The following is a 21,888-nucleotide window of genomic DNA, read 5'->3' as shown; positions in this document are numbered from 1 at the left end:
TTAGCCTTTGATCGCGGAAACGGCAGCGCGCAATTGCGCTTCAAGAACGCCCGCGTCCAGTTCCTGGCCGATCAGCACCAGGTGGGTTTCGCGGGTTTCGTCTGACTTCCAGGCGCGGTCGAAATGCTTGTCGAACCGGGTGCCGACGCCTTGCACCAGCAGGCGCATGGGTTTGCCGGGAATGGCAGCGAAGCCTTTGACCCGCAGGATGCCGTGCTGGACGACGGCCTGGGTCAGCGCGTCGAGCAACAGCGATTCATCGGCCTGGGGCAGCGTGATGGAGATCGAGTCGAAGGCGTCGTGGTCGTGATCATCCGGATCGTCGCCTTCGTGGTGATCGTGGTGGGTCTTGCGGCCATCGATGTGCAGCTCTGACTCAGCGCCCAGGCCCAGCAACACACTGATCGGCAGCTGGCCCCGGTTCGCTTCGACGATCTTCACCGCTGGCGGCAGTTCTTCGGCGACTTCCGCGCGCACGGCGGCCAGTGCGTCCGCGTCGAGCATGTCGGCCTTGTTCAGCACGACGAGGTCGGCGCTCGCCAGTTGGTCGGCGAACAGCTCATGCAACGGCGATTCGTGGTCCAGGTTCGGGTCGAGTTTGCGCTGGGCGTCGACCTGATCCGGGAACGCAGCGAAGGTGCCGGCGACCACGGCCGGGCTGTCGACCACGGTGATCACGGCGTCAACGGTGCAGGCGTTGCGGATTTCCGGCCACTGGAAGGCTTGCACCAGCGGCTTCGGCAGGGCCAGGCCTGAGGTTTCGATGAGGATGTGATCGAGGTCGCCGCGACGGGCGACCAGTTCCTGCATCACCGGGAAGAACTCTTCTTGAACGGTGCAGCACAGGCAGCCGTTGGCCAGTTCGTACACGCGACCGACGGCTTCTTCTTCCGAGCAGCCGATGGTGCATTGCTTGAGGATGTCGCCGTCGATGCCCAGCTCGCCGAACTCATTGACGATGACGGCGATGCGACGGCCTTCGGCGTTGTCGAGCATGTGCCGCAGCAAGGTGGTTTTGCCCGAGCCGAGAAAGCCGGTGACGATGGTGACGGGAAGTTTGGCCAGTGTTTTCATCGGTTGCCCTCAGGCATGCGGCGGGGCAACGAGGACGAAAACAGCGCAGGCCGGCAGAAACAGGCGCGCGGTTCGATTCGCCACCGGATCACCCCGCCCGGTTGTAGTGGAATTCCTCGGCCGCTCGCAGGCGGTCCGATTCGAGGCAGGTCTCCTGGCTCACGGCGGCCGGTCGCTGACAGGCATCGTCAGGCGACTGGCATTCATTGCGCCTTCCCGCTCGCGCAGTGGCTGTGCAATGAAGCGGTCCGTTTACAGTTGCGGGGGCAGCTGCGGCGTGAAACCGCATTCCCTTCTTAGCGCAGGTGGCTTTCATAAAAGCGGCCGGCGAACCTCAAGTGCGCAAGGCTACGCAGTGACCGCAGGCCGGTCAATCGCGCCGTTGCAATGATTGCCGCGCCAATTGACGCACCGATCGCTGCATCGATTGACATGCCGACTGACGGGTCGATTGACGCGCCAAACAGCCCGTGGTCTCCTACACACCTTGTTACGGGTGCCCTTCACAGGGTGAAACGGGAAACCGGTGCGTGCAGACCTTTGGGTGTGCATCAGTCCGGTGCTGCCCCCGCAACGGTAAGCGAGTGAAGAGTCAGATCCACTGTATCCACAGCGATATGGGAAGGCGATTCTTGAAGGCGCGACGGCTGTGAAGGCTGTTGCATGTGCCCCTCGCGAGCCCGGAGACCGGCCCGACAACGTTATATAACAACCCGCGGTGGGCGGGCGCTGTTGAGCACTGCCGGCATTGGCCTGCGGTGTCTTCGCGCCTTTCCGTCCGCTGAATCCACATCAGAGGGAAGCGCCATGTCCGCCAGCACACCCCGCCAGACGTCCGGCACCACCACACACACCACGACGGCCGTTGCGAGCACGCAAAGCCAGCGCCTTGTCGCCGCCGTCAGCGCGATGTTTCTCGGTGCGTTTCTGGTGTACTTCGCCGGCTTCTCCCACATCGATGCGGTGCATAACGCGGCGCACGACACCCGTCACAGCTCCGCCTTCCCGTGCCACTGAGACCTGCCGCCATGTTCAAGCGAATCGCGCAAACGGCCGGGTTCACCGGACTGCTGGCCGCCCTGTTGTTGACGTTGCTGCAGAGCTTCTCGGTGGCGCCGCTTATTCTGCAGGCGGAGACCTACGAGAAGGCGCCCGCCGTCGAGATGCATGAGCATGCCGACGGCGCCATGGCGGCTCACGTCCATGACGAAGAAGCCTGGGAGCCGGAAGATGGCTGGCAGCGCGTGCTGTCCACCACTGGCGGCAATCTGGTGGTCGCGGTCGGTTTCGCCTTGATGCTGGCGGCGCTGTACACCCTGCGCACGCCGGCGAGTGCGCGCGAAGGGGTGCTGTGGGGGTTGGCCGGTTATGCGGTGTTTGTGCTGGCGCCGACCCTCGGTTTGCCGCCCGAACTGCCCGGCACCGTCGCAGCGGACCTGACCCAGCGGCAGATCTGGTGGGTCGGCACCGCTGTGTCCACGGCTGCGGGCCTGGCGCTGATGGTATTTGCCAGACACTGGCTGCTGAAGGTCATGGGCGCGGTGATTCTGGTGGTGCCGCACATGGTCGGCGCGCCGCAACCGGCGGTCCATTCGGCACTTGCGCCGGAAGCCCTTGAAGCGCAGTTCAAGATTGCGTCGCTGCTGACCAATGCCGCGTTCTGGATCGCCTTGGGCTGGATCAGCGCCTGGCTGTTTCGTCGCAGTGAAACGCCTGCGGCGCACACGGGTTTGAACCCCGCGCTGTGACCGTGAATGACTCGTGCGACCGACCGCTGTGGGTGGTCGGCCTGGGCTGCCAGCGCGGATGCTCGGCGCTGGAGCTTCGGCAACTGATAGAGGATGGTTTGCGGGAGTGTCAGCTGGCCCCGGCAGACATTGCTGCCCTGGCGTCGATTGATGGCAAAGCCGATGAAGCGGGGTTGCTGGAACTGGGTCATGGGCTGGGCCTGACGGTAGGGTTCTTCAGCGCAGGTGACCTGGCGGCTTACGAGGATCAGCTCAGCCATCGATCCGAGATCGCTTTTGAACGCACGGGCTGCTACGGCGTGGCGGAAAGCGCCGCGTTGGCCATGGTGACGCGGTTGACCGGCTCGCCGGCGACATTGGTCATCCCCCGCCGAAAAAGCCCCCACGCGACGTTCGCATTGGCAACCGCAACCGGCAGGGCGAGCGCAACCTCTTAGGACCGGCTCAAATTGTAGGACCGGCTTTAGCCGGGAAAGCATCAGTGGTCATACCGCAGATTTTTGATGGCGTACCCGAAGGCCCCTTACCGGCTAACGCCAGTCCCACGGACACACCGCGGACCCTCGTAGGACCGGCTTCAGCCGGGAAAGCGTCAAGCGTCACACTGCAAATATGAGGGTGTACATGCAGGCCCCTTACCGGCTAAAGCCGGTCCTACAGAAGTAGGCCGCGTGCATTCAGCGACAAGCATCCGGCGAACCATCGTTCAAATGAATTCCAATCAGGACACCCCATGACCGTTTTTTTCATCGGCGCCGGCCCCGGCGATCCAGACCTGATCACTGTCAAAGGCCAGCGGCTGATCCGCGCCTGCCCGGTGATTATCTACGCCGGCTCGCTGGTGCCTGAGGCGGTGCTGGAGGGGCATCAGGCGGTTCAGGTGACCAACAGCGCTTCACTGCACCTGGAGCAGATCATCGAGCTGATGAAATCCGCTCATGCACAAGGGCATGACGTGGCGCGGGTGCATTCCGGCGATCCGAGTCTCTATGGCGCGATCGGCGAGCAAATCCGTTGCCTGCGCGCGCTGCACATCCCCTTCGAAATCATCCCCGGCGTCACCGCCACCGCTGCGTGCGCCGCGCTGTTGGGCACCGAGCTGACGCTGCCGGACATTTCCCAGAGCGTGATCCTGACCCGCTACGCCGACAAAACCGACATGCCCGAAGGCGAAAGTCTCGGCGATCTGGCGCGGCATCAAGCGACCATGGCGATTCATCTGGGGGTCAATAACCTGGGCAAGATCGTCGCCGAGCTGACACCGCACTATGGCGCGGACTGCCCCATTGCCGTAGTGCATCGCGCCAGTTGGCCGGACCAGGACTGGGTCACCGGCACACTGGCGGACATCGAGGAAAAGGTGCGGATCAAGGGATTCCGCCGCACCGCGCTGATTCTGGTAGGCAGAGTGCTCGGCAACGACGTGTTCAGCGAATCCTCGCTGTATCGCGCCGGCCACGCCCATGTGTTCAGGCCTTAGCCTGCGCCCGTCACGCTTACCGAGCGCCCATAAAAAAGCCCCGAACGCGTCGGGGCCTTGCCTGCAACACAATCACTTCTCAGTAATACGCGTTTTCTTTCTGGGTGTGGTCGGTCACGTCACGCACACCGGTCAGCTCGGGGATGCGCTCCAGCAGCGTGCGCTCGATGCCTTCCTTCAGCGTCACGTCCGCCTGACCACAACCCTGGCAACCACCGCCGAACTGAAGAATGGCGACGTTCGCCTCCTCCTCTTCAACAACCTCGATCAAGGTGACCTGGCCGCCATGACTGGCGAGACCCGGGTTAATCTCGGTTTGCAGGTAGTAATTGATGCGCTCGTTGATCGGGCTGTCGGCGTTGACCATCGGCACCTTGGCGTTAGGCGCCTTGATGGTCAGCTGGCCGCCCATGCGATCGGTGGCGTAATCAACAACGGCGTCGTCCAGAAACGCTTCGCTGAACGCGTCGATCCAGGCGGTGAAGCTTTTCAGGCCGATGGCCGTGTCTTCGGGTTTTTCTTCGCCTGGCTTGCAGTAGGCAATGCAGGTTTCAGCGTATTGGGTGCCAGGCTGGGTAATAAACACGCGGATGCCGATGCCGGGCGTGTTCTGCTTTTCCAGCAGATCGGCCAGGTAATCGTGGGCGGCATCGGTAATCGTAATAGCGGTCATGAAAATTCCTCGCAGACGTGGGGCGCAGTTTACGCCAATCAACTGCGCCTGACAAAGCCCTAGTGTTTTAGTCGGGTAAGTGACCCGACCGCTACCCAGTGTCTGTCAGGACAGCGCCGCCTCCTTGCTTGCCCGTCTCTGGTCCAGCCAGCCTTTCATGCGGCGGTACAAGCCCTTCTCGATCCATTCATAACTGAGCCACGCGCCGAGCGCGATGACCGGTACGCACACCGCAAACACCAGATACGGGTTCAGGCCGTAACGCTCACTGACCAGCCATCCCGCATACAGCACCAGCACGTGGAGCAAGTACACCGAATACGAGCAGTCGCCCATGGTCTTCAGCAGGCGATAGTTGCGCAGATAGGGTTCGAGGGAGATGCAGGCGACCACGATCACCGCACTCGGCAGACCCCAGTTGATGATGCGCGGCGCCGGTTGCAGATGGTCGATGGTGAACAGCGCAGCGCCAATGGCCAGCAACGGCAGCCACAACCGCTCACTGATCCAGCCCCGGCGATACATCACACCCACGAAAATGCCGAGCAGGAACTCATAGACGATGTCATTGGCGTAGAACCGGCTGACCAGCCCCGAACGACCCAGCACGTCGGTGATGGCAAACAGCGCCGCTGCGAGAATCAACGGGCGCAGACGCTGTTGGAACAGGAACACCATCGAGAACAGCACGTAGAACAGCATTTCGTAGTTCAGCGTCCAGCCCACGTTGAGGGTGGGATAGAGGCCGTAGCCGCCCGGGTTTTCCGAGGGGATGAACAACAGCGACAGCACAAAGCTTTGCCAGTCGACGACCTGGTGGGGCAGCAGCGGCTGAGCGACAACCACCAGCAGGCCCATCACCAGGGTGTACAGCCAATACGCCGGGACGATGCGAATGACACGGTTGAGCATGAAGCGGCCGGCGGGAATGTCCTTGTCTACAGTTGACAGGTAGATGACCAGACCGCTGATGACGAAAAAAATGTCGACGCCAACGGCGCCTTTTTCAGTGAAAAAACGGCCGACCGGCCCACTCGGATGGAAGTCGAAAAATATCTGCATGAAGTGGTGACACACAACAGCCCACGCGGCGAGAGCCCGCAGGGCCTGAACCGAAATCAACATCTGCAACCTCTTGCTTCGTCTGGATTGACCTTCGCTGCCACGCCCGAAAAGGCAAGGTGTCGAAGAGCGACTCCCAAGGTCGGACTTCATAAGTTGCGAAAAGGTTCGGCGTCACTGACGGGCTGCATAATGGCTGCGCGCCATGTATTACAAGGGTTTCCCTGTTTGAAGCAGCATCAGCGGGGCCGACGCGTAGTGTGAAGATTTTCTGCAGGGCGGCTCGCGGGCGGCTCAGAGATTCTCGTAGCGATTCATGTCCAAGACACCCGCCTCGCGCGGCTCGGTTTCCTGAAGGTAGCGGTCCAGGTCGTGGAAGTACGTCCAGAACAGCGGATGGCTGCGGCGCACGCCCCAGCGCTGGACGATAGCGTCGAACGCCTGCTTGTGATCGTGGGCCTGCTCCATTGCGTCAACGAACGCACCGACCTCGCTGGCCGGGACGTTGAACATGAAATTCGGGTAGCTGCTCAGCACACCCGGATAGATTGTCAGCGTGTCCAGACCGGGCTGGTAGCGGTAATCCTCGCCCATCAGAAAGGCGACGTTACTGTGGGCCCGGTTGCGCAGCATGCTGTAGACGATGCGTTTGCCGCTGCCATCCTGGATCCGCAGCATCGTCGCTTCCGGCAACTGGTGAATGACCTTCAGCCCCGCCGCCGGCCGCGACGTCAGCCGGCTCAATGTCTGCTCCACCTCGCTGAACACCGGGTCCAGTCCCTCACGCGAACAGTAGGCGCCGTCGCAGCGATTGATCGGGTCCGGCGTCACGTTCAAGGTGCCCGCACGCTCGATCAACTTGCGCTCGAAGTCACGCTTGGGGTTTTTCTCATCGAGTGTCAGGCCGCTCGGGGTGTCATCGTCGATGGCCTGGTAATCCAGCCACATCTTTAATTTGCCGCCGTTCTGGTACCAGTCGCCGAGGATGTCATCGCGCTTGTCGGCCGGCATCAGGCGCAGGAAGTTGACCTCGGCGCCGTTGCGGATCAGGTCGAAATACAAGCGCGTCTGCACCTGATGAGAGACGTTGCCGTAGACGTCGAAATTGACTGCCAACTGGTAATAGGTGCGCTCCAGCAAGGGGTAGTCGAACAGCCAGACGCTGTTGGGCAGCGCGCCAATCAGCCCTTTGTTCACCGAGGCGCTGTCGAAGTGGCGGAAGATGGTCAGCAGCGCGTTGTCGTTGCCCGCCCACAGCGTCGCCCAACCCGGCGGGGGCATGTGCGCGTAGGCATCGCTGCGCAGGTCTTCGTACTGATTGCGCTTGTCGCGGTAGTCGTGCCACAGGGTCAGCACGCTGCCGACGTCATCGTCCTGCCCCGGCATCGGCAGCAATGGCGTGGCCTTGGCCCGGTAGGCCGCGTCGGTGATGTAACGGTCGTGGTCGGGCGCTTGAAACAGCGCCCAGAAATGATCGCGAATCACATCCGTGGCGATCTCGCCCCGACACACCGGGCCGCGAATGAACGTGCGAACGAAGTATTCGGCATTGTCCAGCATGAACTGGTAGCGCGCGTCAGCGGGGATCTGCTTGAACGTTTCGAACGGATTGGCCCGATGCTGCGGGCCATAGCCGGGCAGCTCGGTGGCGTGCCAGGTGCCGCTGTAGAACAGTTGCTTGACCCGGGCCAGCTTCTGCGGGCCCATCGGGTAGGTGATGTGGGTCTTGTGGACGATGACGCCCTGCACCGGCATCAGGCGGTAATAGAAGGTGGTGCCAGGATCGTCGTCGGGACGGCGCGTGGCGATCAGGTCAACCGGCTGGCCGCTCGGCGTGCGCGAGCGCACCCACTGGAAAAAGTGCCCCGGCTCGCCGTCGCTGAAATACACGTGGGCCAGAAACAGGTGTTCGTACAGCCAACGGCCGACCAGCGCCTCGCTCGATCCGGGGCGATTGAGCAGGCGCTCCCATTCGGTGATCTGCGCCGCTTCGCCCGTACTCGGTTGCACCGGCGTCTGCTCCACGGGTGCCCCGGCTGCCAGCCAGCGTTGCAGCGTGCTGTATTGAGCGTCGGTGAGGCCGGTCACCGCCAGCGGCATGCCCTGCCCCGGACGCGCCGTGGCATAAGCGGCAAACTCGTTGGGCAACGGGCACATGTTCTGGCGGTTCAGGCCCAGCACGATGTCATCCGGCAGCCGCGCGTTGGGCACCAATGGCGCGCTGTGCCCGAACTCGAGCATCTTTGCCATCAGCGCCGCCTGATTGCTCTGCCCGTCCAGCACTGAATAGAAGCCTTTCTTGCGCCAGGCGTCAGGGCCCTGCGCGTCGACGAAAATCCGGGTGGGGGCGACCGCCTTGCTGCGGTCGCCTTCGTAAACCGGCACCTTCGATGCACCGCGCAGCACACCTTCGCCGCTGCCCAGGTTCAGCTGACAGGCAGCGTCGTTGCAGGCGTGGCAGGCGACGCACTTCTCGGTGAAGATCGGCTGGATATCGCGGCTGTAGGAAATAGCCGGAGACTGAAGGGGTGACTGCGCGAACGCTGCACCGCAAAACAACAAGGCCAGGGAACTGGCGAGCACGCGATGCAACATGGAACGGGCGTCCTGAAAATGAATCGCCGGGATTCTACCGTTTGGCGGTGCCGCGTAACATGAACAGAATTCATGTAAATCCCGGAATGATTTAAATCCGTACAGGTTTGCTATTATTTCGCACCTTTCAGCGCCACCTTATTTCGTACTTCTTCATCCGGGTAACCTTCATGTCAGATCGCAGCGCGCGTCTTCAAGCACTCCAGCAGGCTCTTCAACAGCGAATCCTGATCCTCGATGGCGGCATGGGCACCATGATCCAGAGCTATCGGCTGGAGGAAGAAGACTACCGCGGCAAGCGTTTTGCCGACTGGCCGAGCGACATCAAGGGCAACAACGACCTGCTGATCCTGACCCGGCCTGACGTGATTGGTGCGATCGAGAAGGAATACCTCGACGCCGGTGCCGACATTCTCGAAACCAACACCTTCAACGCCACCCAAGTGTCCCAGGCCGACTACGGCATGGAAGCGCTGGTCTACGAACTGAACGTGGAGGGCGCGCGCCTGGCCCGCCAGGTCGCCGACGCCAAGACCCTGGAAACCCCCGACAAGCCGCGCTTCGTCGCCGGCGTGCTCGGCCCGACCAGCCGCACCTGCTCGCTGTCGCCGGACGTCAACAACCCCGGCTACCGCAACGTGACCTTCGACGAACTGGTGGAGAACTACACCGAAGCCACCAAAGGCCTGATCGAAGGCGGTGCGGACATGATCCTCATCGAAACCATCTTCGACACCCTCAACGCCAAAGCGGCGATCTTCGCCGTTCAGGGCGTGTTCGACGAGCTGGGCTTCGAGCTGCCGATCATGATTTCCGGCACCATCACCGACGCCTCCGGCCGCACCCTTTCCGGCCAGACCACCGAAGCGTTCTGGAACTCGGTACGTCACGCCAAGCCGATCTCTGTGGGCCTCAACTGTGCGTTGGGCGCCAGCGAGCTGCGGCCGTACCTGGAAGAGCTGTCGAACAAGGCCGAGACCCACGTCTCGGCGCACCCCAACGCCGGCCTGCCCAACGAATTCGGTGAGTACGACGAAGCCCCGGCAGAGATGGCCAAAGTCGTCGAAGAGTTCGCCCAGAGCGGATTCCTCAACATCGTCGGCGGTTGCTGCGGCACCACCCCGGCGCACATCAAGGCCATCGCCAACGCCGTCGCGCCCTATGCGCCGCGGCCGATTCCGGAGATTCCCAAGGCCTGCCGCCTGTCCGGTCTGGAACCGTTCACCATCGATCGCAGCTCGCTGTTCGTCAACGTCGGCGAGCGCACCAACATCACCGGTTCTGCCCGTTTTGCCCGCCTGATCCGCGAAGACAACTACACCGAAGCCCTGGAAGTCGCCCTGCAGCAGGTCGAAGCCGGCGCCCAGGTGATCGACATCAACATGGACGAGGGCATGCTGGACTCGAAGAAGGCCATGGTGACCTTCCTCAACCTGATTGCCGGCGAGCCTGACATCTCCCGCGTGCCGATCATGATCGACTCCTCGAAATGGGAAGTCATCGAAGCCGGCCTCAAGTGCATCCAGGGCAAGGGCATCGTCAACTCGATCAGCATGAAAGAAGGCGTCGAGCAGTTCATCCATCACGCCAAGCTGTGCAAGCGCTACGGCGCGGCGGTGGTGGTGATGGCCTTCGACGAAGCCGGCCAGGCCGACACCGAGGTGCGCAAGAAGGAAATCTGCAAGCGCTCCTACGACATTCTGGTTAATGAAGTGGGCTTCCCCCCGGAAGACATCATTTTCGACCCGAACATCTTTGCCATCGCCACCGGCATCGAAGAGCACAACAACTACGCCGTCGACTTCATCAACGCCTGCGCCTACATCCGCGACGAACTGCCGTATGCGCTGACGTCGGGGGGCGTGTCCAACGTGTCGTTCTCGTTCCGGGGCAACAACCCCGTGCGCGAAGCGATTCACTCGGTGTTCCTGCTGTACGCGATCCGCAACGGCCTGACCATGGGCATCGTCAACGCCGGCCAGCTGGAGATCTACGACCAGATCCCGGCCCAGCTGCGCGACGCGGTGGAAGACGTGGTGCTCAACCGCACGCCGGAAGGTACCGACGCGCTGCTGGCCCTCGCCGACCAGTACAAAGGCGACGGCTCGGTCAAGGAAGCGGAAACCGAAGAGTGGCGCGGCTGGGAGGTCAACGAGCGCCTCAAGCACGCACTGGTCAAGGGCATCACCACGCACATCGTTGAAGACACCGAGTTGTCGCGCCAGTCCTTCAAGCGCCCGATCGAGGTCATCGAAGGCCCGTTGATGGCCGGCATGAACGTGGTCGGCGACCTGTTCGGCTCGGGCAAGATGTTCCTGCCGCAAGTGGTTAAGTCCGCCCGCGTGATGAAGCAGGCCGTGGCGCACTTGATTCCCTTCATTGAAGAAGAGAAAGGTGACAAGCCGGAAGCCAAGGGCAAGATCCTCATGGCAACGGTCAAGGGCGACGTCCACGACATCGGCAAGAACATCGTCGGCGTGGTGCTGGGTTGTAACGGCTACGACATCGTCGACCTCGGCGTGATGGTGCCGGCGGAGAAGATCCTGCAGGTCGCCCGCGAGCAGAAGTGCGACATCATCGGCCTGTCGGGCCTGATCACGCCCTCCCTGGACGAGATGGTTCACGTCGCCCGCGAGATGCAGCGTCAGGACTTCCACCTGCCGTTGATGATCGGCGGCGCGACCACCTCCAAAGCGCACACGGCGGTGAAGATCGAGCCCAAGTACAGCAACGACGCGGTGATTTACGTCACCGACGCCTCTCGCGCCGTGGGCGTGGCGACGCAGTTGCTGTCCAAGGAACTCAAAGCCGGCTTCATCGAGAAGACCCGCGCCGAATACGTGGAAGTGCGTGAGCGCACCTCCGCGCGCAGCGCCCGCACCGAGCGCCTGAGCTACGGCGCGGCCATCGCCAAGAAGCCGCAGTTCGACTGGGCCGCCTACCAGCCGGTGAAGCCGACGTTCACCGGGGTCAAGGTGCTGGAAGACATCGACCTGAACGTGCTGGTGGATTACATCGACTGGACGCCGTTCTTTATTTCCTGGGACCTGGCCGGCAAGTACCCGCGCATCCTCACCGACGAAGTGGTGGGCGAAGCGGCCACCTCGCTGTTCAAGGACGCCCAGGAGTTGCTGCGCAAACTGATCGACGAGAAGCTGATCCGCAGCCGCGCCGTGTTCGGCTTCTGGCCGGCCAATCAGGTTGACCACGACGACATTCAACTGCTCGACGATAACGGCGCGCCACTGGCCAAGCTGCATCACCTGCGCCAGCAGATCATCAAGACCGACGGCAAGCCGAATTTCTCCCTGGCCGATTTCGTCGCGCCCCAGGGCAGCGGCGTCACCGATTACGTCGGTGGCTTCATCACCACCGCCGGCATCGGCGCCGAAGAGGTGTCGAAGGCGTACCAGGACAAGGGCGACGACTACAACGCGATCATGGTCAAGGCATTGGCGGATCGTCTGGCCGAGGCCTGCGCAGAATGGCTGCACCAGCAGGTGCGCAAAGAGTATTGGGGTTACGCCCGCGATGAGCAGCTGGGCAACGACGAGCTGATCAAGGAGCAATACACCGGCATCCGCCCTGCCCCCGGCTACCCGGCCTGCCCGGATCACACCGAGAAAGGCGTGCTGTTCGACCTCCTCGACCCGGCCCAAGGCGACGGCAAACCCGGCGTCAGCGGCGTGTTCCTCACCGAGCACTACGCAATGTTCCCGGCGGCGGCGGTCAGCGGCTGGTACTTCGCCCATCCTCAGGCGCAATACTTCGCCGTGGGGAAAGTGGACAAGGATCAGGTGGAAAGCTACACGGCGCGCAAGCAGCAGGATTTGAGCGTGACCGAACGCTGGCTGGCGCCGAATCTGGGCTATGACGAGTAATCACGGCCCAGTCATTTTCGGCTGAACTGGATTCGGCCACTGCAGGACCTGTGGGAGCGAGCTTGCTCGCGAATACGGCATTCCAGACGCTGAAATAGTCGGCGGATTGCCGCCCTGTATCGCGAGCAAGCTCGCTCCCACACCGCTATGTTTGCTCTGCGGCAGCGTAGCGTCTCAATGAAAGAAAATCTGCCACGGTGCTCGCCAATTAACGATTCACCCAGGCACTCGCTGGCTGTGATTTTCGCTCCACCGCAAATGTTTATCCTGCGGTTGCAGGATCAACGTCAGCTGGTTGAACAGATGAATGTCGGCGTACTGCGCAAAGAAGCGGTTGAGCAGTTCACCAAACAGGCAGATGTCCCCTTCCCCCGCGAAATGGCCTGCCTCCAGCGTGACTTCAATGTCCACACCGCGCAGCAGAAAGCCGCCCTCAAAACGTTGGATCAGGTGATGACGAACCTCGATGATCGACTGTAACCGGCGCCGGTTCAGCGCACTGTCGGTCCAGTCGTAAAGCGCCAGCGTATTGCGCAAGACCTCGGCACTGTCGAGCAAGGGCAGAAAGCTTGAGCCCAGGTGACTGAGCACACGCCAGTGAAAGCGGTCTTTGTCGGGTGCGTAACAAGGCATCGTCGGCGCACAGAGCTTGCGCACCGTCAATGTCCGCCGACTGGACTGCGCAGGCTGGTCCAGCACTGTTTCGGCCAGCGCCATTCGCGGCAGCTCGCCGTTGATGCCCGTCAACTGCAGTGTCAGGCGGTGTGCCGGGTTCAAGCGGTCCTGTTCGAAACCGTCTCCTCCCAGGATCAGCCATGTGTCGTGGGACCCATCTGGCGCGGGTTTGAGCCGGGTATGGAAATAGCGCTCCGGAGCGTCGTCGCGCAGCATGCCGCCCCTGTGCTGAAAATGGCTGAAGGGCACATACTCGTGCCGCGCAGCACGCTTGCCCGCAATTACGCTGTCCACGGAATAGATGTCCGTGTCGGCATCCTCCACCTGCACTGGCCGCAGCCGGTAATCGGTCTGTAAGGGATCGAGGGCCAGAGGGTCCGCCTCTAGGGCAAACAGATTAATGACCGGCACGGCGTGAAGACGGACGTGCTCTGCACTGAGCGCGAACCCGCGGGGCCAGGGTTGACCGAGCACCACTTCAAGCTCTAACGCCTTGGTGTTGGCGTCCAGTTTCACCTGCTCCAGGCCCTTGATCGTGAGGAACATGAATTTCTCGGGGAAGCTGAAATACTCCAGCAATAACGGGCAGCCGCTGATACGGTCTTCTCCCTGCGGCCAGAGGCGATCCTCGTCGCCGAAGCCCTTGGGGCTGAATTTGACAGCGACCTCCTCGCGCTCCGAGCTCCCCCTGCGCAGGTAGACCTTGCGGGCATTGAGCGCCAGCGCCTGATGTAAGGCGTTGGCCGCGGGCGCGCTGGCATTCAGGTACAACGGCAGGTTGCCCAGGTCCATCGTGTCCCATTGCAACAGCTTGCCCCGGGAGAAACGCAGCCTGATCACCGAGCAGCCATCCGCCTCCTGTCCAACCCCCACGGCATCAAGGGACAGCGCACGCAGCGTCAGGTCCTGCGTGGTGGTGTAACGGCAGCGAGTCCCCTGCGGGCCGACCGGTCGCGAGCGCACCTCGAAGCCTTTGCGGATCGTCTCGCTGGTCTTCATCTCATGGATGTCAGGCGAGAACTCGACGATCGACAGCGACGGAATCATGCGCAAATACTGCGGCCGCACCAGCCCGACCAAGCCCTCAGTCAACTCCGGCAGGTCATCGTCGAGCTTTTCCCGCAGACGCCCCATCAGGAACGCAAAGCCCTGAAACAGCTGTTCGACGGCGGGGTCCTGAGCCCCGGGTCTGTTCAGACTCAACGCGGCGGCGCGGTCGGGGAATGCGGCGCCGTATTCTTTAGCCGCTTCGCGCAGGTAGCGCATCTCGGCGTCGAAGTACGCCAGCGTCGGGTTGTCCTTGCTCATGGCAGATGTCCTTGTCTTGGGTGTCTCGGGTGTTGATAAACATCCTGCCTGCTCAGCCGGCGCTGGCTTCCGGGAGGGAGGTGATCAATGCGCAGCCACACTCACAGAGGTCGTCGTGGAACGCGATGGCTACGCCGTCGTCGCTGTAGCCTGAGTTGCCCTGGGCAATGCGGGTGGTGCCATGGCCTGGCAACGGGCAAAGCACGATGTCGCCTACGCGCGCCGCGCCAATGCCTTCGAAGATCATTGCGTCCGAGCCGGTTTTGACGATGCCGCCGCCGGTGGTGGTGTCGCCGATGCGGATGATGCCTTTCATAAGGGATACCTTCTGATTGAAATTCATGGGTAATGCATCGAGCCAAATAAGCAAGCCAGATGAGATTTCTATTTTTTTAAAAAATAAAACCATACAGACAATTACGCCAGCGCATTAGCTGGTTCACTTTCTGCTCAATATAAGTGTCGCAAAGTTGCTCCGCCCCAACAACATTCTGAAGTTTGTGCCGCCACTATCAATGTACAACATTCCATCGCGCTCAAACACGAAGTAATCGGTCAAGGCCGCACCTATAAACTTACTTACTCCATAACGATGAAAATAGAAGACGTCCTTGCCCGATTGTGCCGCTACTCCCTTGTCGATGGCCGAATCCAAATTCTTCAATGACCAGCACGCGCCCCTTACACCTTTCTCCGACATTTCGCAGGGTGCCAACACGTTCAGATTATGAGAAACAGCCAGTCCACAGTTAGCCACCCCATTGAATGAACTGCCACCTTCAGCCTGAAGCGGCTCAGCCAGCGTATTCGCACCACAACCAGCGGGAACGCTTGGACCTTTAACAGGTGGGAGCAAATGATATAAAGCTGGATCGACGTTTCCCAAGCTTTTCCCGCTCACAAAGGTAAGACTTCCAGCACGGGAGACGTTGAAAAAGCTCCACACCTTAGAATCGCCCAGCGGGAAGATAACCGAGAAGTTTTTTGGGTCGGCCCCTTCCAACAACCGTCCTTCGAAATACACACCCTGTTCGCTCACGGCATATTTGTTGAATTGCTTTTTTTGCCAGTCCAACAGTCCGGATTCTGTGCCTTCTAAAACCCTGAACGCAGGCGACAGCTTTTCTAGCTTGGTTAACGTTCGATGCTCTACTGTTCGAATGTATCCCTTCATCTCCAACAAACACTTAAAACTAGTTATATTTGCAAGTATCGAAAAATACCCAAATCCGCAGTTTTTTTCAGGTGCATATTCTCGATCCTCCCAATACACCTGGCCTTTTCGGACCCTGTAGTCACCTGCGAGTACCTGATCATAGGGCAGACAACTATTGTTCAGCGCGCCCCGTCCGTTTACCAGCTCTTCGCAGACTGGCATTTTGCTGTAGAGCTCAAACAACCCTGTGGTCAGCAGCATTGTTGCGGACAGCAGGAAGAACGCCTTCAGAAACCACTTCTTCATGCCAGCCTCCACCAGACCCGCACCGGGCCTTCGTGTTCGCTCTTGGGCAGCGGCCAGATTCGGTCACGGTAATAGCGCATGCGCTCGACAGGGAAAACGTCTCCTTGCTCGAAGTGACGAACAATGGACTGGCCGTTGGGGGTGTGCAGCTCTCGGTGAACGACCACCTGCCACCAACCGCTGACCGGGCACTTGGTCCCGGCGACGCATTGGTCGGCTGACAGGTCTGCCTGGCTGAAGCCCTTGGCGCCCGGCATCGGTCTGCCGGTAGCAGGGTCGAGTTTTAGGTCCTGGGTCAGGCGCTGAATTAACTCAGGCGATGGTTTTTCAGGCGGGACATTGGCTTCGCGGGCTTCCAGCCATTGCAGCTTGCCATCCCACGGCGGCAGTTTGGCCGGGGGCAGCGGGAGGATGTCGTTGATTTCGGGGACTTTGGGGTGGGCGTAGGAATACCTCGCCAGGATGCGCCAGATGGTTTTGTAGCGGTCGGCGCGTTCGAGGTCTTGCTCCAGACCCAGATAATACAATTCGTCGGTGAGTTCTGGCCCTCGGAAACTGTCATCCAACCATCCTGCTGACGTTTCATCACCCGCTGCAACGCCGAGTTGGAATGCTTCCAGCGCCTCTCGATATTGTTTGTTGTATTTACGGTCAACTCCCAATGTTGATGCTGCTTCGCCGTGGCCCTGAGCTGCGGCACAGCGGTACATCTGCACCGCAATTTCAGGAGCGATGTCGCTTGGCGCCAGCGCCTCGCCAATCTCGTACTGGGCTTGGGCACTCCCTTCGTCGGCGGCCTTGCGCAAGTAACGCAACGACATCTCAATGTCCTGTTTCAGATCAGCGATACCGTTTTTTAGAAACATCGACACAAAGTAGTAACCCGTGGCTACTTTTGCATCGATCAGGTATTGACTGAAGCGCAGGTGTTCGTGGCCCCGAAGTTTGTACTTTCCGCGGAGGCTACCGTTCTGCAGGTTGATAGTGGCTTTGACATGGCCGTTCTCGGCAGCAATGCGGTACAGCCGGGTAATTTCCAAGTCGGTAGTCGTGTCCTGTTTCAACTGGTTGTTCTTCTCCAACCAACGGGCGTACTGGAACAGCAGATCGCTGTCAGCACTTGCCGGAGGTAGCGTTTCGTGTTTGCAGATAAAGGCCAGGTTGTCCTTGATTGCAGCGAGGGATTTCATCGGGATGTCCTTGTCCGGTAGTGGTGGTCGTAACCCGCTGCCGTTGTCGCAGGCAGTTAGAGTCAGGCAGGCGAGCAGCAATAAACGGCGCATCAATCGAGGTTCGTTAGGGTGGCAGGGCAATAATGAAACTCGACGAGGGGCGCATAGGGTTCGCCTTTCCCCTTATCACCCTTTCTCTTCTTGTTTTCCTTGATAATGCTCTGCCAAGCTTTAAACGCCGCCTCCGGATCATCCTGCATCCCTTGCTTGGCCGTATGCAGCTTCCACAACCTCCGCCTCAACGCCTGAGTTTCACTCGCCCACTCATGGGCAATATTCAATTCGCTATCCACCTGCATGCTTCTGGTGTTGATGTTGGCGGAGCCATGGGTGGTGAAAACATCGTCGACAATCATCAACTTGGAATGGATATACACCGGCATCCAGTTGCCGGGAGGTGAGTCGGGCGCCACCAGCGAGCAGATGTGCACTTTGAGGTTGGGAATTTCCTCGGGCTTGAGCACTTCTTGCTGGATGGCCTTGATCTGGTCTTCGAGCACAGCCATCCGGAAGGCCGCCGCGCTTTCGGCGTCCCGTCGCTTTTCGCGGGCCTTCTCGCTGATCGCGCTGTCGCCCCCGGTCAGAAGGGTCGTCGAGAGGGACAACAGTTCGGTGGCGAGGGTTGTCGCCTGGTCTGCGATCAATTCGCTCAGGTCCTGCTCCTGCGCGGCGGCTTTTGCCTTGGCTGCCTCGATACGCTGCAGTTGGGTGATTTTCGGCATGGTGTCGGCGCGCCCCAGGCTGTCGAGCATGCGGTGGGTGTTGACCGTGCCTTTGCCGATGCCGTCGTCGGTCACGTTGGTGATCACGAACAGGTGCAATGCGCCGTGCTTGCCGGGGTCGCGTCCGCCCTGGGTCTGGGCGATGGCGGCCTTCTTGATCATTTCGGCCAGGGGCGGCCAGCGAAAGTACTGGTTTTCGATGTAGATGAAGCCCGTGGCGTTGTTCACCGCTTGCAGATAAAGCGTCTCGATGTCGCGTCGGCCTTCCTGGGCCTGCGTGCGCAGGATCTGGGCGAAGTGCCGTTGCTGGTCGGCCGGGCATTGCAGGCGTTTGCCCAGGGCCATGGCGTCGCGAGTGGTCATCAGGTCTTCGCCCGTCGCGTCGAACCAGGCCGTGGCGAAGTTGTGGTGCAGGTGCTCAAGTATCGGCCCGGCCACCTGGCTGGAAATGTCCTGACGCGGCGTGTCACCCCGAGGCCCGGCATCGGGCGCGGGTTTACTGGCTTTGTCGCGCTTGAGCGCCGAGTGCTTATCCGTGTCCCAATATTCGTCGAGGGTGTTGTGGCCCATGACGAAACCCACCGCGTGTTCGGGCGCTTCATAGTCCACCAGCACGGTTTTCTGATGGTGGGTGACGGCAATACCGAGGGCTGCGAACGTGATGGCGCTCAGGTTCGGATCGGCGCTGTGATACCGGGCCTGGTGAACGATCTCGGCGCGGTCGAACAGGCTGAAGCCGCGACTGGCGTAAGCCGGGTATTGTTCACTGATGCGCTTGGGTGCCTGGCCAGCGGCAATGGCACACTTGGCGAACCAATAACGGTCATAGCCGTATTCGACGTCGGCGGTGTGTTGCATTTTACGATCGTCGAGCGCAAGCAACCCCTTGCCTGGAAGGTTAGCTTCGCCCGCCATGCCTGCGGTATTGAACGGCGCCTCCCAGCCCAATACGCGTACCTTTACACCCTCCTTGGCCTTTTCCATGAGCAGCGCGCCGATGCTGGGGTGCTTCCCCCCGTTGCGAATGAAATACATCGACGGCTGGAACCCCCAACAAATGATATCGACCGAACGTGTCGCGCTTGCAATGGCACGGTGCACGGCACCAAAGGTCTCTTCGCCGTTCACCAGCGGCATGTACGTCGTCAAAGCTGGCGGGTACTCAGAGTCCTGCACGAACCAGGGGGGCGTCAGAGTCACGGTGTCGGTTTCTTGAAACGATACGGGCGCGACGATTTCGGGCTGCGTCATGGGGCCTCCTCTTCCTGATCGGCGGTGTTATTCAGCACGGCGGCATACTGCGTGCGGTGGTCGGTGTGTGCAGCCGGCTGATTGACCGGGGTGTCGGGCGCGGAACGGTGGTTGTGCAGGCCCTGATTGGCCAGCCTTCCCTGCTCGGGATGGCTGTAAGTGGTCACGGCGGGAATGCGGTAGCTGACGCCGTTGGCCATTTCCAGCCGGTATTCCTGCGTCGTCGGCTGATGATCAACCTCGACGTGCCCGCTGCCGTCCATGACACCCTCGGTGATCAGTCCGCCATCGGCATAAAGCTTGTAGGGCATGTGAGTCCAGCTGCTGCCAAGGTTGGGCGTTGCGGCCAGCTTCAGGCGCAGGGGCTGGCGGGTCAGCTGTTTCGGGGAGTCGGGATGGTCGGCAGCCATGGTCGCGCCGCCCTTGAGGAACTGAAAACTCGCGGCCTTGAGGAGATGGTCGCCCGCCGTCCCCGACTCGATGAGACCCTGCTCCAGCGTCAGGTAGCTGCCTGCGGCGTTGAGCACGATCTTCTTCTTGGCGACGATGTGGATTTCGTCTTCGGTGCTGGTGATGCTCAGGCCTTGCCGGGCCAGCAACTCCAGCGTGTCGTTCTGCGCCTGCAAGGTGACCGGCCCTTGGTTGGCGATCAGCTTGATGCCCAGCTGGCGCACGAACAGGCTCAAGCCTTTGCCGACCCCGATGAACATCCGCTTGACCACGCTGATGTCGGCTTCGCCGCCGGCGTTGAGCATGAGGTTGTCGTGGGCGGCCAGTTGCAGGTGCTTGCCGCTGGTGAGGGCGATACCCTGCGGCGCGCTGAGCAACAACACGGCGGATTTGAGCTGTTCGAGATTCTGCTCCAGCAAGTCCACTTGCGCCTGAACGCCGGCGGGCTCGGCCCTGCTCGCCTGAGCATCCTGGGACAGCCCTTGCAGTTGCTCCACCGCGTGCTGCAGGTGGGCAATCGCCGCTGCCATCTCCAGCTGCTGCCCTTGGGCGCCGGCCTGTTCATCAGCGCTGATGAACAGCCCTTTGCCGCTGCGAATCGCTCCCCACCCATCGGTGCGCAGTTCGAAGCCTTCGCCGCGCTTGTCCTTGTTGGCATCCACCAGATGCCCCAGATTCAGCTGGCTCTTGCCGCTGTGGTCAGTACTGAGCTTGACGTGCTCCTTGCCGCGCTCGTCTTCCATGCGCAGTTTGTTGTTGGCGGGGGTGCGCAGCACATTACGGGTGAAGTCCCGGTCCGCCAGGGTCACCGGGTCAGGATGCCGGTCGTCGTGCAAGGCATGGGCGATGTAGGGCCGGTCGGGGTCGCCATGCTCAAAGGCCACGGCCACTTCAGTGCCGGCAATCAGCGGCAGGTGCAGGCCGTGGGTGTCGCCGGCGTAGGCCCGGGCCAGACGCAGCCACGCACTTTCTTCACCGGGCTCCCAGGGATCACGGTCGAACAGGAAGTTGACCTTGTAGCGACCTTCCTTGTCGATGTGGCTGTAGGGGTCGTTGGCGATGACGCTGGTCACCCGCGCGGCAACGGTGCCGGCGAGCTGCGGCTTGCGCGGCACCGGGGGACGGAAGCAAACGGTCTCGCTGAAGGGAATGGCCACGAAGGCGACTTCCAGACTGCGGTCCCGGGCGGCGCGCAGGCTCAGGCCCGTGATCACGGCGCCGGGTTCAAACGCGTGGGGGGCGTCGCCGGTGACGTCGAGGATTTGCCCCAGCGCCAGGGTCGCACTGCTGCTGACGCCAGTTAAACGTGTCTGGGCATTGAGATAACGTTCGTGGCGCAGCCGGCCATGGAAGAAACCGCTTTCGCTTATAAGGTCTTCGTCCTGATCCCGTGCGTCGCCCAGCACGGTATAGGGCTCGGCATAGTGATAGGCCTCGCCGTAGGTGGTGGTGTCGCGGCGGCTCTGGTCCACCTCGCCGTCGAGCCAGGCATTGGCATCCCGTGGGTCGTAGGCACGAAAGTGAATGCGCTTTTCCACCACGCAATGGTCGGATTGCAGCTGCCACACGGCGTCCTGGTCATGGCTGTCCAGCCCCGAGGGCGAGCGACACGGCACCGTGATTTGCGGCCATTGGTAATGGCGCTGATCGTCGTTGAATTCGATCACGTCGATATCGAGACGGGCGTCGTGGGCGAAACGAAACCAGATGCCCACCTCGGCCAGCAGCCGTGAGATGAACGCCAGATCGCTTTCGCCGAATTGCATCACTTGCTCGCGCCGGGGGTAGTCACGGACGAGCTTGAAGCGGAAATCATGGCCTTCCATGTCGTGGCGACTGCGCAGAATGCTGTCGACAATCTCCGGCACCGACATGTGTTGGTAGATACGGTACTGATGCCCGCGGGACAGCAGAGCCAGCCGCGGTTCAAGGGTGACTTCGTAACGCGCCTCGTCCCTGGAGGCTGACAGGCATTTGAAACCGGTGACCACGCCACACAGGGTGCGCAGCGGGGGTACGGCGGGTAACGGCAAACCGCCCATGGCGCTGGGGAGCACGTGGGGCGCGGTGTGCAGCGTGAACTGCGCGGCTTTGCCGAGCATGTGACCGGCGCCAATATCCTGAACCGTCGAGGTGAACTCGATGACGTAGGTGAACGGCTGGCTGAGGTGTTCTTCGCCCGTGAACGTCAGCACGTCGAGGTCGGCATTCAAGTCGTCGACGCGCAGGGTGTGACGGCTGTGGTCAAAAAAGGCCGGGCGTGAGTCCGTCATGG

General features: G+C 61.2%; 15 protein-coding genes and 2 riboswitches. Of the genes, 5 read left to right on the top strand and 10 right to left on the bottom strand.

Annotated elements, in window-relative coordinates; translation table 11 throughout:
* The gene (gene cobW / locus BBI10_RS20340; RefSeq protein ID WP_065991429.1) at positions 1–1,074 is read right to left on the bottom strand and encodes a cobalamin biosynthesis protein CobW; all 1,074 of its coding nucleotides are present in this window, start codon (positions 1,072–1,074) and stop codon (positions 1–3) included.
* 127 nt (positions 1,075–1,201) lie between these two features.
* Positions 1,202–1,426, bottom strand: a riboswitch (cobalamin riboswitch).
* A gap of 125 nt (positions 1,427–1,551) precedes the next feature.
* A riboswitch (cobalamin riboswitch) is annotated at positions 1,552–1,784 on the top strand.
* A gap of 97 nt (positions 1,785–1,881) precedes the next feature.
* Between cobW and BBI10_RS20335 the strand changes: the two genes are divergently transcribed.
* The 4 genes from BBI10_RS20335 (at position 1,882) to cobM (ending at position 4,302) form a co-directional block, all read left to right on the top strand.
* Positions 1,882–2,091, top strand: coding sequence for a CbtB domain-containing protein (locus tag BBI10_RS20335; protein WP_065991428.1), 210 nt, complete (start codon positions 1,882–1,884; stop codon positions 2,089–2,091).
* A gap of 11 nt (positions 2,092–2,102) precedes the next feature.
* A complete protein-coding gene (locus BBI10_RS20330) occupies positions 2,103–2,822 on the top strand; it encodes a CbtA family protein (protein WP_065991427.1) in 720 nt (239 codons plus the stop codon).
* Between the two features lie 2 nt (positions 2,823–2,824).
* On the top strand, positions 2,825–3,259 hold the full coding sequence (locus BBI10_RS20325) for a cobalamin biosynthesis protein (RefSeq protein ID WP_065991729.1): 435 nt from the start codon (positions 2,825–2,827) through the stop codon (positions 3,257–3,259).
* Between the two features lie 296 nt (positions 3,260–3,555).
* Positions 3,556–4,302, top strand: coding sequence for a precorrin-4 C(11)-methyltransferase (gene cobM / locus BBI10_RS20320; RefSeq protein ID WP_065991426.1), 747 nt, complete (start codon positions 3,556–3,558; stop codon positions 4,300–4,302).
* A gap of 79 nt (positions 4,303–4,381) precedes the next feature.
* Here the strand turns inward: cobM and nfuA are convergent, their stop codons facing one another.
* The 3 genes from nfuA to BBI10_RS20305 all read right to left on the bottom strand — a co-directional run bounded on the left by nfuA (position 4,382) and on the right by BBI10_RS20305 (position 8,632).
* On the bottom strand, positions 4,382–4,975 hold the full coding sequence (gene nfuA, locus BBI10_RS20315) for a Fe-S biogenesis protein NfuA (protein WP_065991425.1): 594 nt from the start codon (positions 4,973–4,975) through the stop codon (positions 4,382–4,384).
* 105 nt (positions 4,976–5,080) lie between these two features.
* Complete coding sequence (locus tag BBI10_RS20310) at positions 5,081–6,100, bottom strand: acyltransferase family protein (RefSeq protein WP_065991424.1); 1,020 nt, start codon at positions 6,098–6,100, stop codon at positions 5,081–5,083.
* A gap of 231 nt (positions 6,101–6,331) precedes the next feature.
* Complete coding sequence (locus BBI10_RS20305) at positions 6,332–8,632, bottom strand: fatty acid cis/trans isomerase (protein WP_065991423.1); 2,301 nt, start codon at positions 8,630–8,632, stop codon at positions 6,332–6,334.
* Positions 8,633–8,802: 170 nt separating this feature from the next.
* On the opposite strand from BBI10_RS20305, the gene metH reads away from it, so the two are divergent.
* Positions 8,803–12,513 carry a methionine synthase gene (gene metH / locus BBI10_RS20300; protein WP_065991422.1) on the top strand — a complete coding sequence of 1,237 codons (3,711 nt, stop codon included), beginning with the start codon at positions 8,803–8,805 and terminating at the stop codon, positions 12,511–12,513.
* A gap of 216 nt (positions 12,514–12,729) precedes the next feature.
* Here metH and tssF read toward each other — a convergent pair whose 3' ends face one another.
* The 6 genes from tssF to BBI10_RS20270 form a co-directional block, all read right to left on the bottom strand.
* Positions 12,730–14,496, bottom strand: coding sequence for a type VI secretion system baseplate subunit TssF (gene tssF / locus BBI10_RS20295; protein ID WP_065991421.1), 1,767 nt, complete (start codon positions 14,494–14,496; stop codon positions 12,730–12,732).
* Between the two features lie 52 nt (positions 14,497–14,548).
* Entirely contained in the window at positions 14,549–14,812 is a 264-nt protein-coding gene (locus tag BBI10_RS20290) for a PAAR domain-containing protein (RefSeq protein ID WP_065991420.1), read from the bottom strand.
* Between the two features lie 123 nt (positions 14,813–14,935).
* On the bottom strand, positions 14,936–15,958 hold the full coding sequence (locus BBI10_RS20285) for a hypothetical protein (RefSeq protein ID WP_065991419.1): 1,023 nt from the start codon (positions 15,956–15,958) through the stop codon (positions 14,936–14,938).
* Entirely contained in the window at positions 15,955–17,241 is a 1,287-nt protein-coding gene (locus BBI10_RS20280) for an SEL1-like repeat protein (protein WP_065991418.1), read from the bottom strand. The genes BBI10_RS20285 and BBI10_RS20280 overlap by 4 nt, the downstream gene beginning before the upstream one ends.
* A complete protein-coding gene (locus BBI10_RS20275; RefSeq protein WP_065991417.1) occupies positions 17,241–19,163 on the bottom strand; it encodes a phospholipase D-like domain-containing protein in 1,923 nt (640 codons plus the stop codon). The genes BBI10_RS20280 and BBI10_RS20275 overlap by 1 nt, the downstream gene beginning before the upstream one ends.
* Entirely contained in the window at positions 19,160–21,886 is a 2,727-nt protein-coding gene (locus BBI10_RS20270; RefSeq protein WP_065991416.1) for a type VI secretion system Vgr family protein, read from the bottom strand. The genes BBI10_RS20275 and BBI10_RS20270 overlap by 4 nt, the downstream gene beginning before the upstream one ends.
* Positions 21,887–21,888 lie beyond the last annotated feature (2 nt).

Origin of the sequence: Pseudomonas graminis, from assembly GCF_001705435.1 — a bacterium.
Lineage (GTDB): Bacteria > Pseudomonadota > Gammaproteobacteria > Pseudomonadales > Pseudomonadaceae > Aquipseudomonas > Aquipseudomonas graminis_B.
This window is presented reverse-complemented; position numbering and strand designations above follow the sequence as displayed.

Coding starts and splice junctions, on each gene's coding strand:
- cobM (WP_065991426.1), top strand. CDS start 3,556: ATGACCGTTTTTTTCATCGGCGCCGGCCCCGGCGATCCAGACCTGATC.
- BBI10_RS20285 (WP_065991419.1), bottom strand. CDS start 15,958: ATGAAGAAGTGGTTTCTGAAGGCGTTCTTCCTGCTGTCCGCAACAATG.
- BBI10_RS20270 (WP_065991416.1), bottom strand. CDS start 21,886: ATGACGGACTCACGCCCGGCCTTTTTTGACCACAGCCGTCACACCCTG.
- BBI10_RS20310 (WP_065991424.1), bottom strand. CDS start 6,100: ATGTTGATTTCGGTTCAGGCCCTGCGGGCTCTCGCCGCGTGGGCTGTT.
- BBI10_RS20280 (WP_065991418.1), bottom strand. CDS start 17,241: ATGCGCCGTTTATTGCTGCTCGCCTGCCTGACTCTAACTGCCTGCGAC.
- nfuA (WP_065991425.1), bottom strand. CDS start 4,975: ATGACCGCTATTACGATTACCGATGCCGCCCACGATTACCTGGCCGAT.
- BBI10_RS20275 (WP_065991417.1), bottom strand. CDS start 19,163: ATGACGCAGCCCGAAATCGTCGCGCCCGTATCGTTTCAAGAAACCGAC.
- tssF (WP_065991421.1), bottom strand. CDS start 14,496: ATGAGCAAGGACAACCCGACGCTGGCGTACTTCGACGCCGAGATGCGC.
- BBI10_RS20335 (WP_065991428.1), top strand. CDS start 1,882: ATGTCCGCCAGCACACCCCGCCAGACGTCCGGCACCACCACACACACC.
- metH (WP_065991422.1), top strand. CDS start 8,803: ATGTCAGATCGCAGCGCGCGTCTTCAAGCACTCCAGCAGGCTCTTCAA.
- cobW (WP_065991429.1), bottom strand. CDS start 1,074: ATGAAAACACTGGCCAAACTTCCCGTCACCATCGTCACCGGCTTTCTC.
- BBI10_RS20330 (WP_065991427.1), top strand. CDS start 2,103: ATGTTCAAGCGAATCGCGCAAACGGCCGGGTTCACCGGACTGCTGGCC.
- BBI10_RS20305 (WP_065991423.1), bottom strand. CDS start 8,632: ATGTTGCATCGCGTGCTCGCCAGTTCCCTGGCCTTGTTGTTTTGCGGT.
- BBI10_RS20290 (WP_065991420.1), bottom strand. CDS start 14,812: ATGAAAGGCATCATCCGCATCGGCGACACCACCACCGGCGGCGGCATC.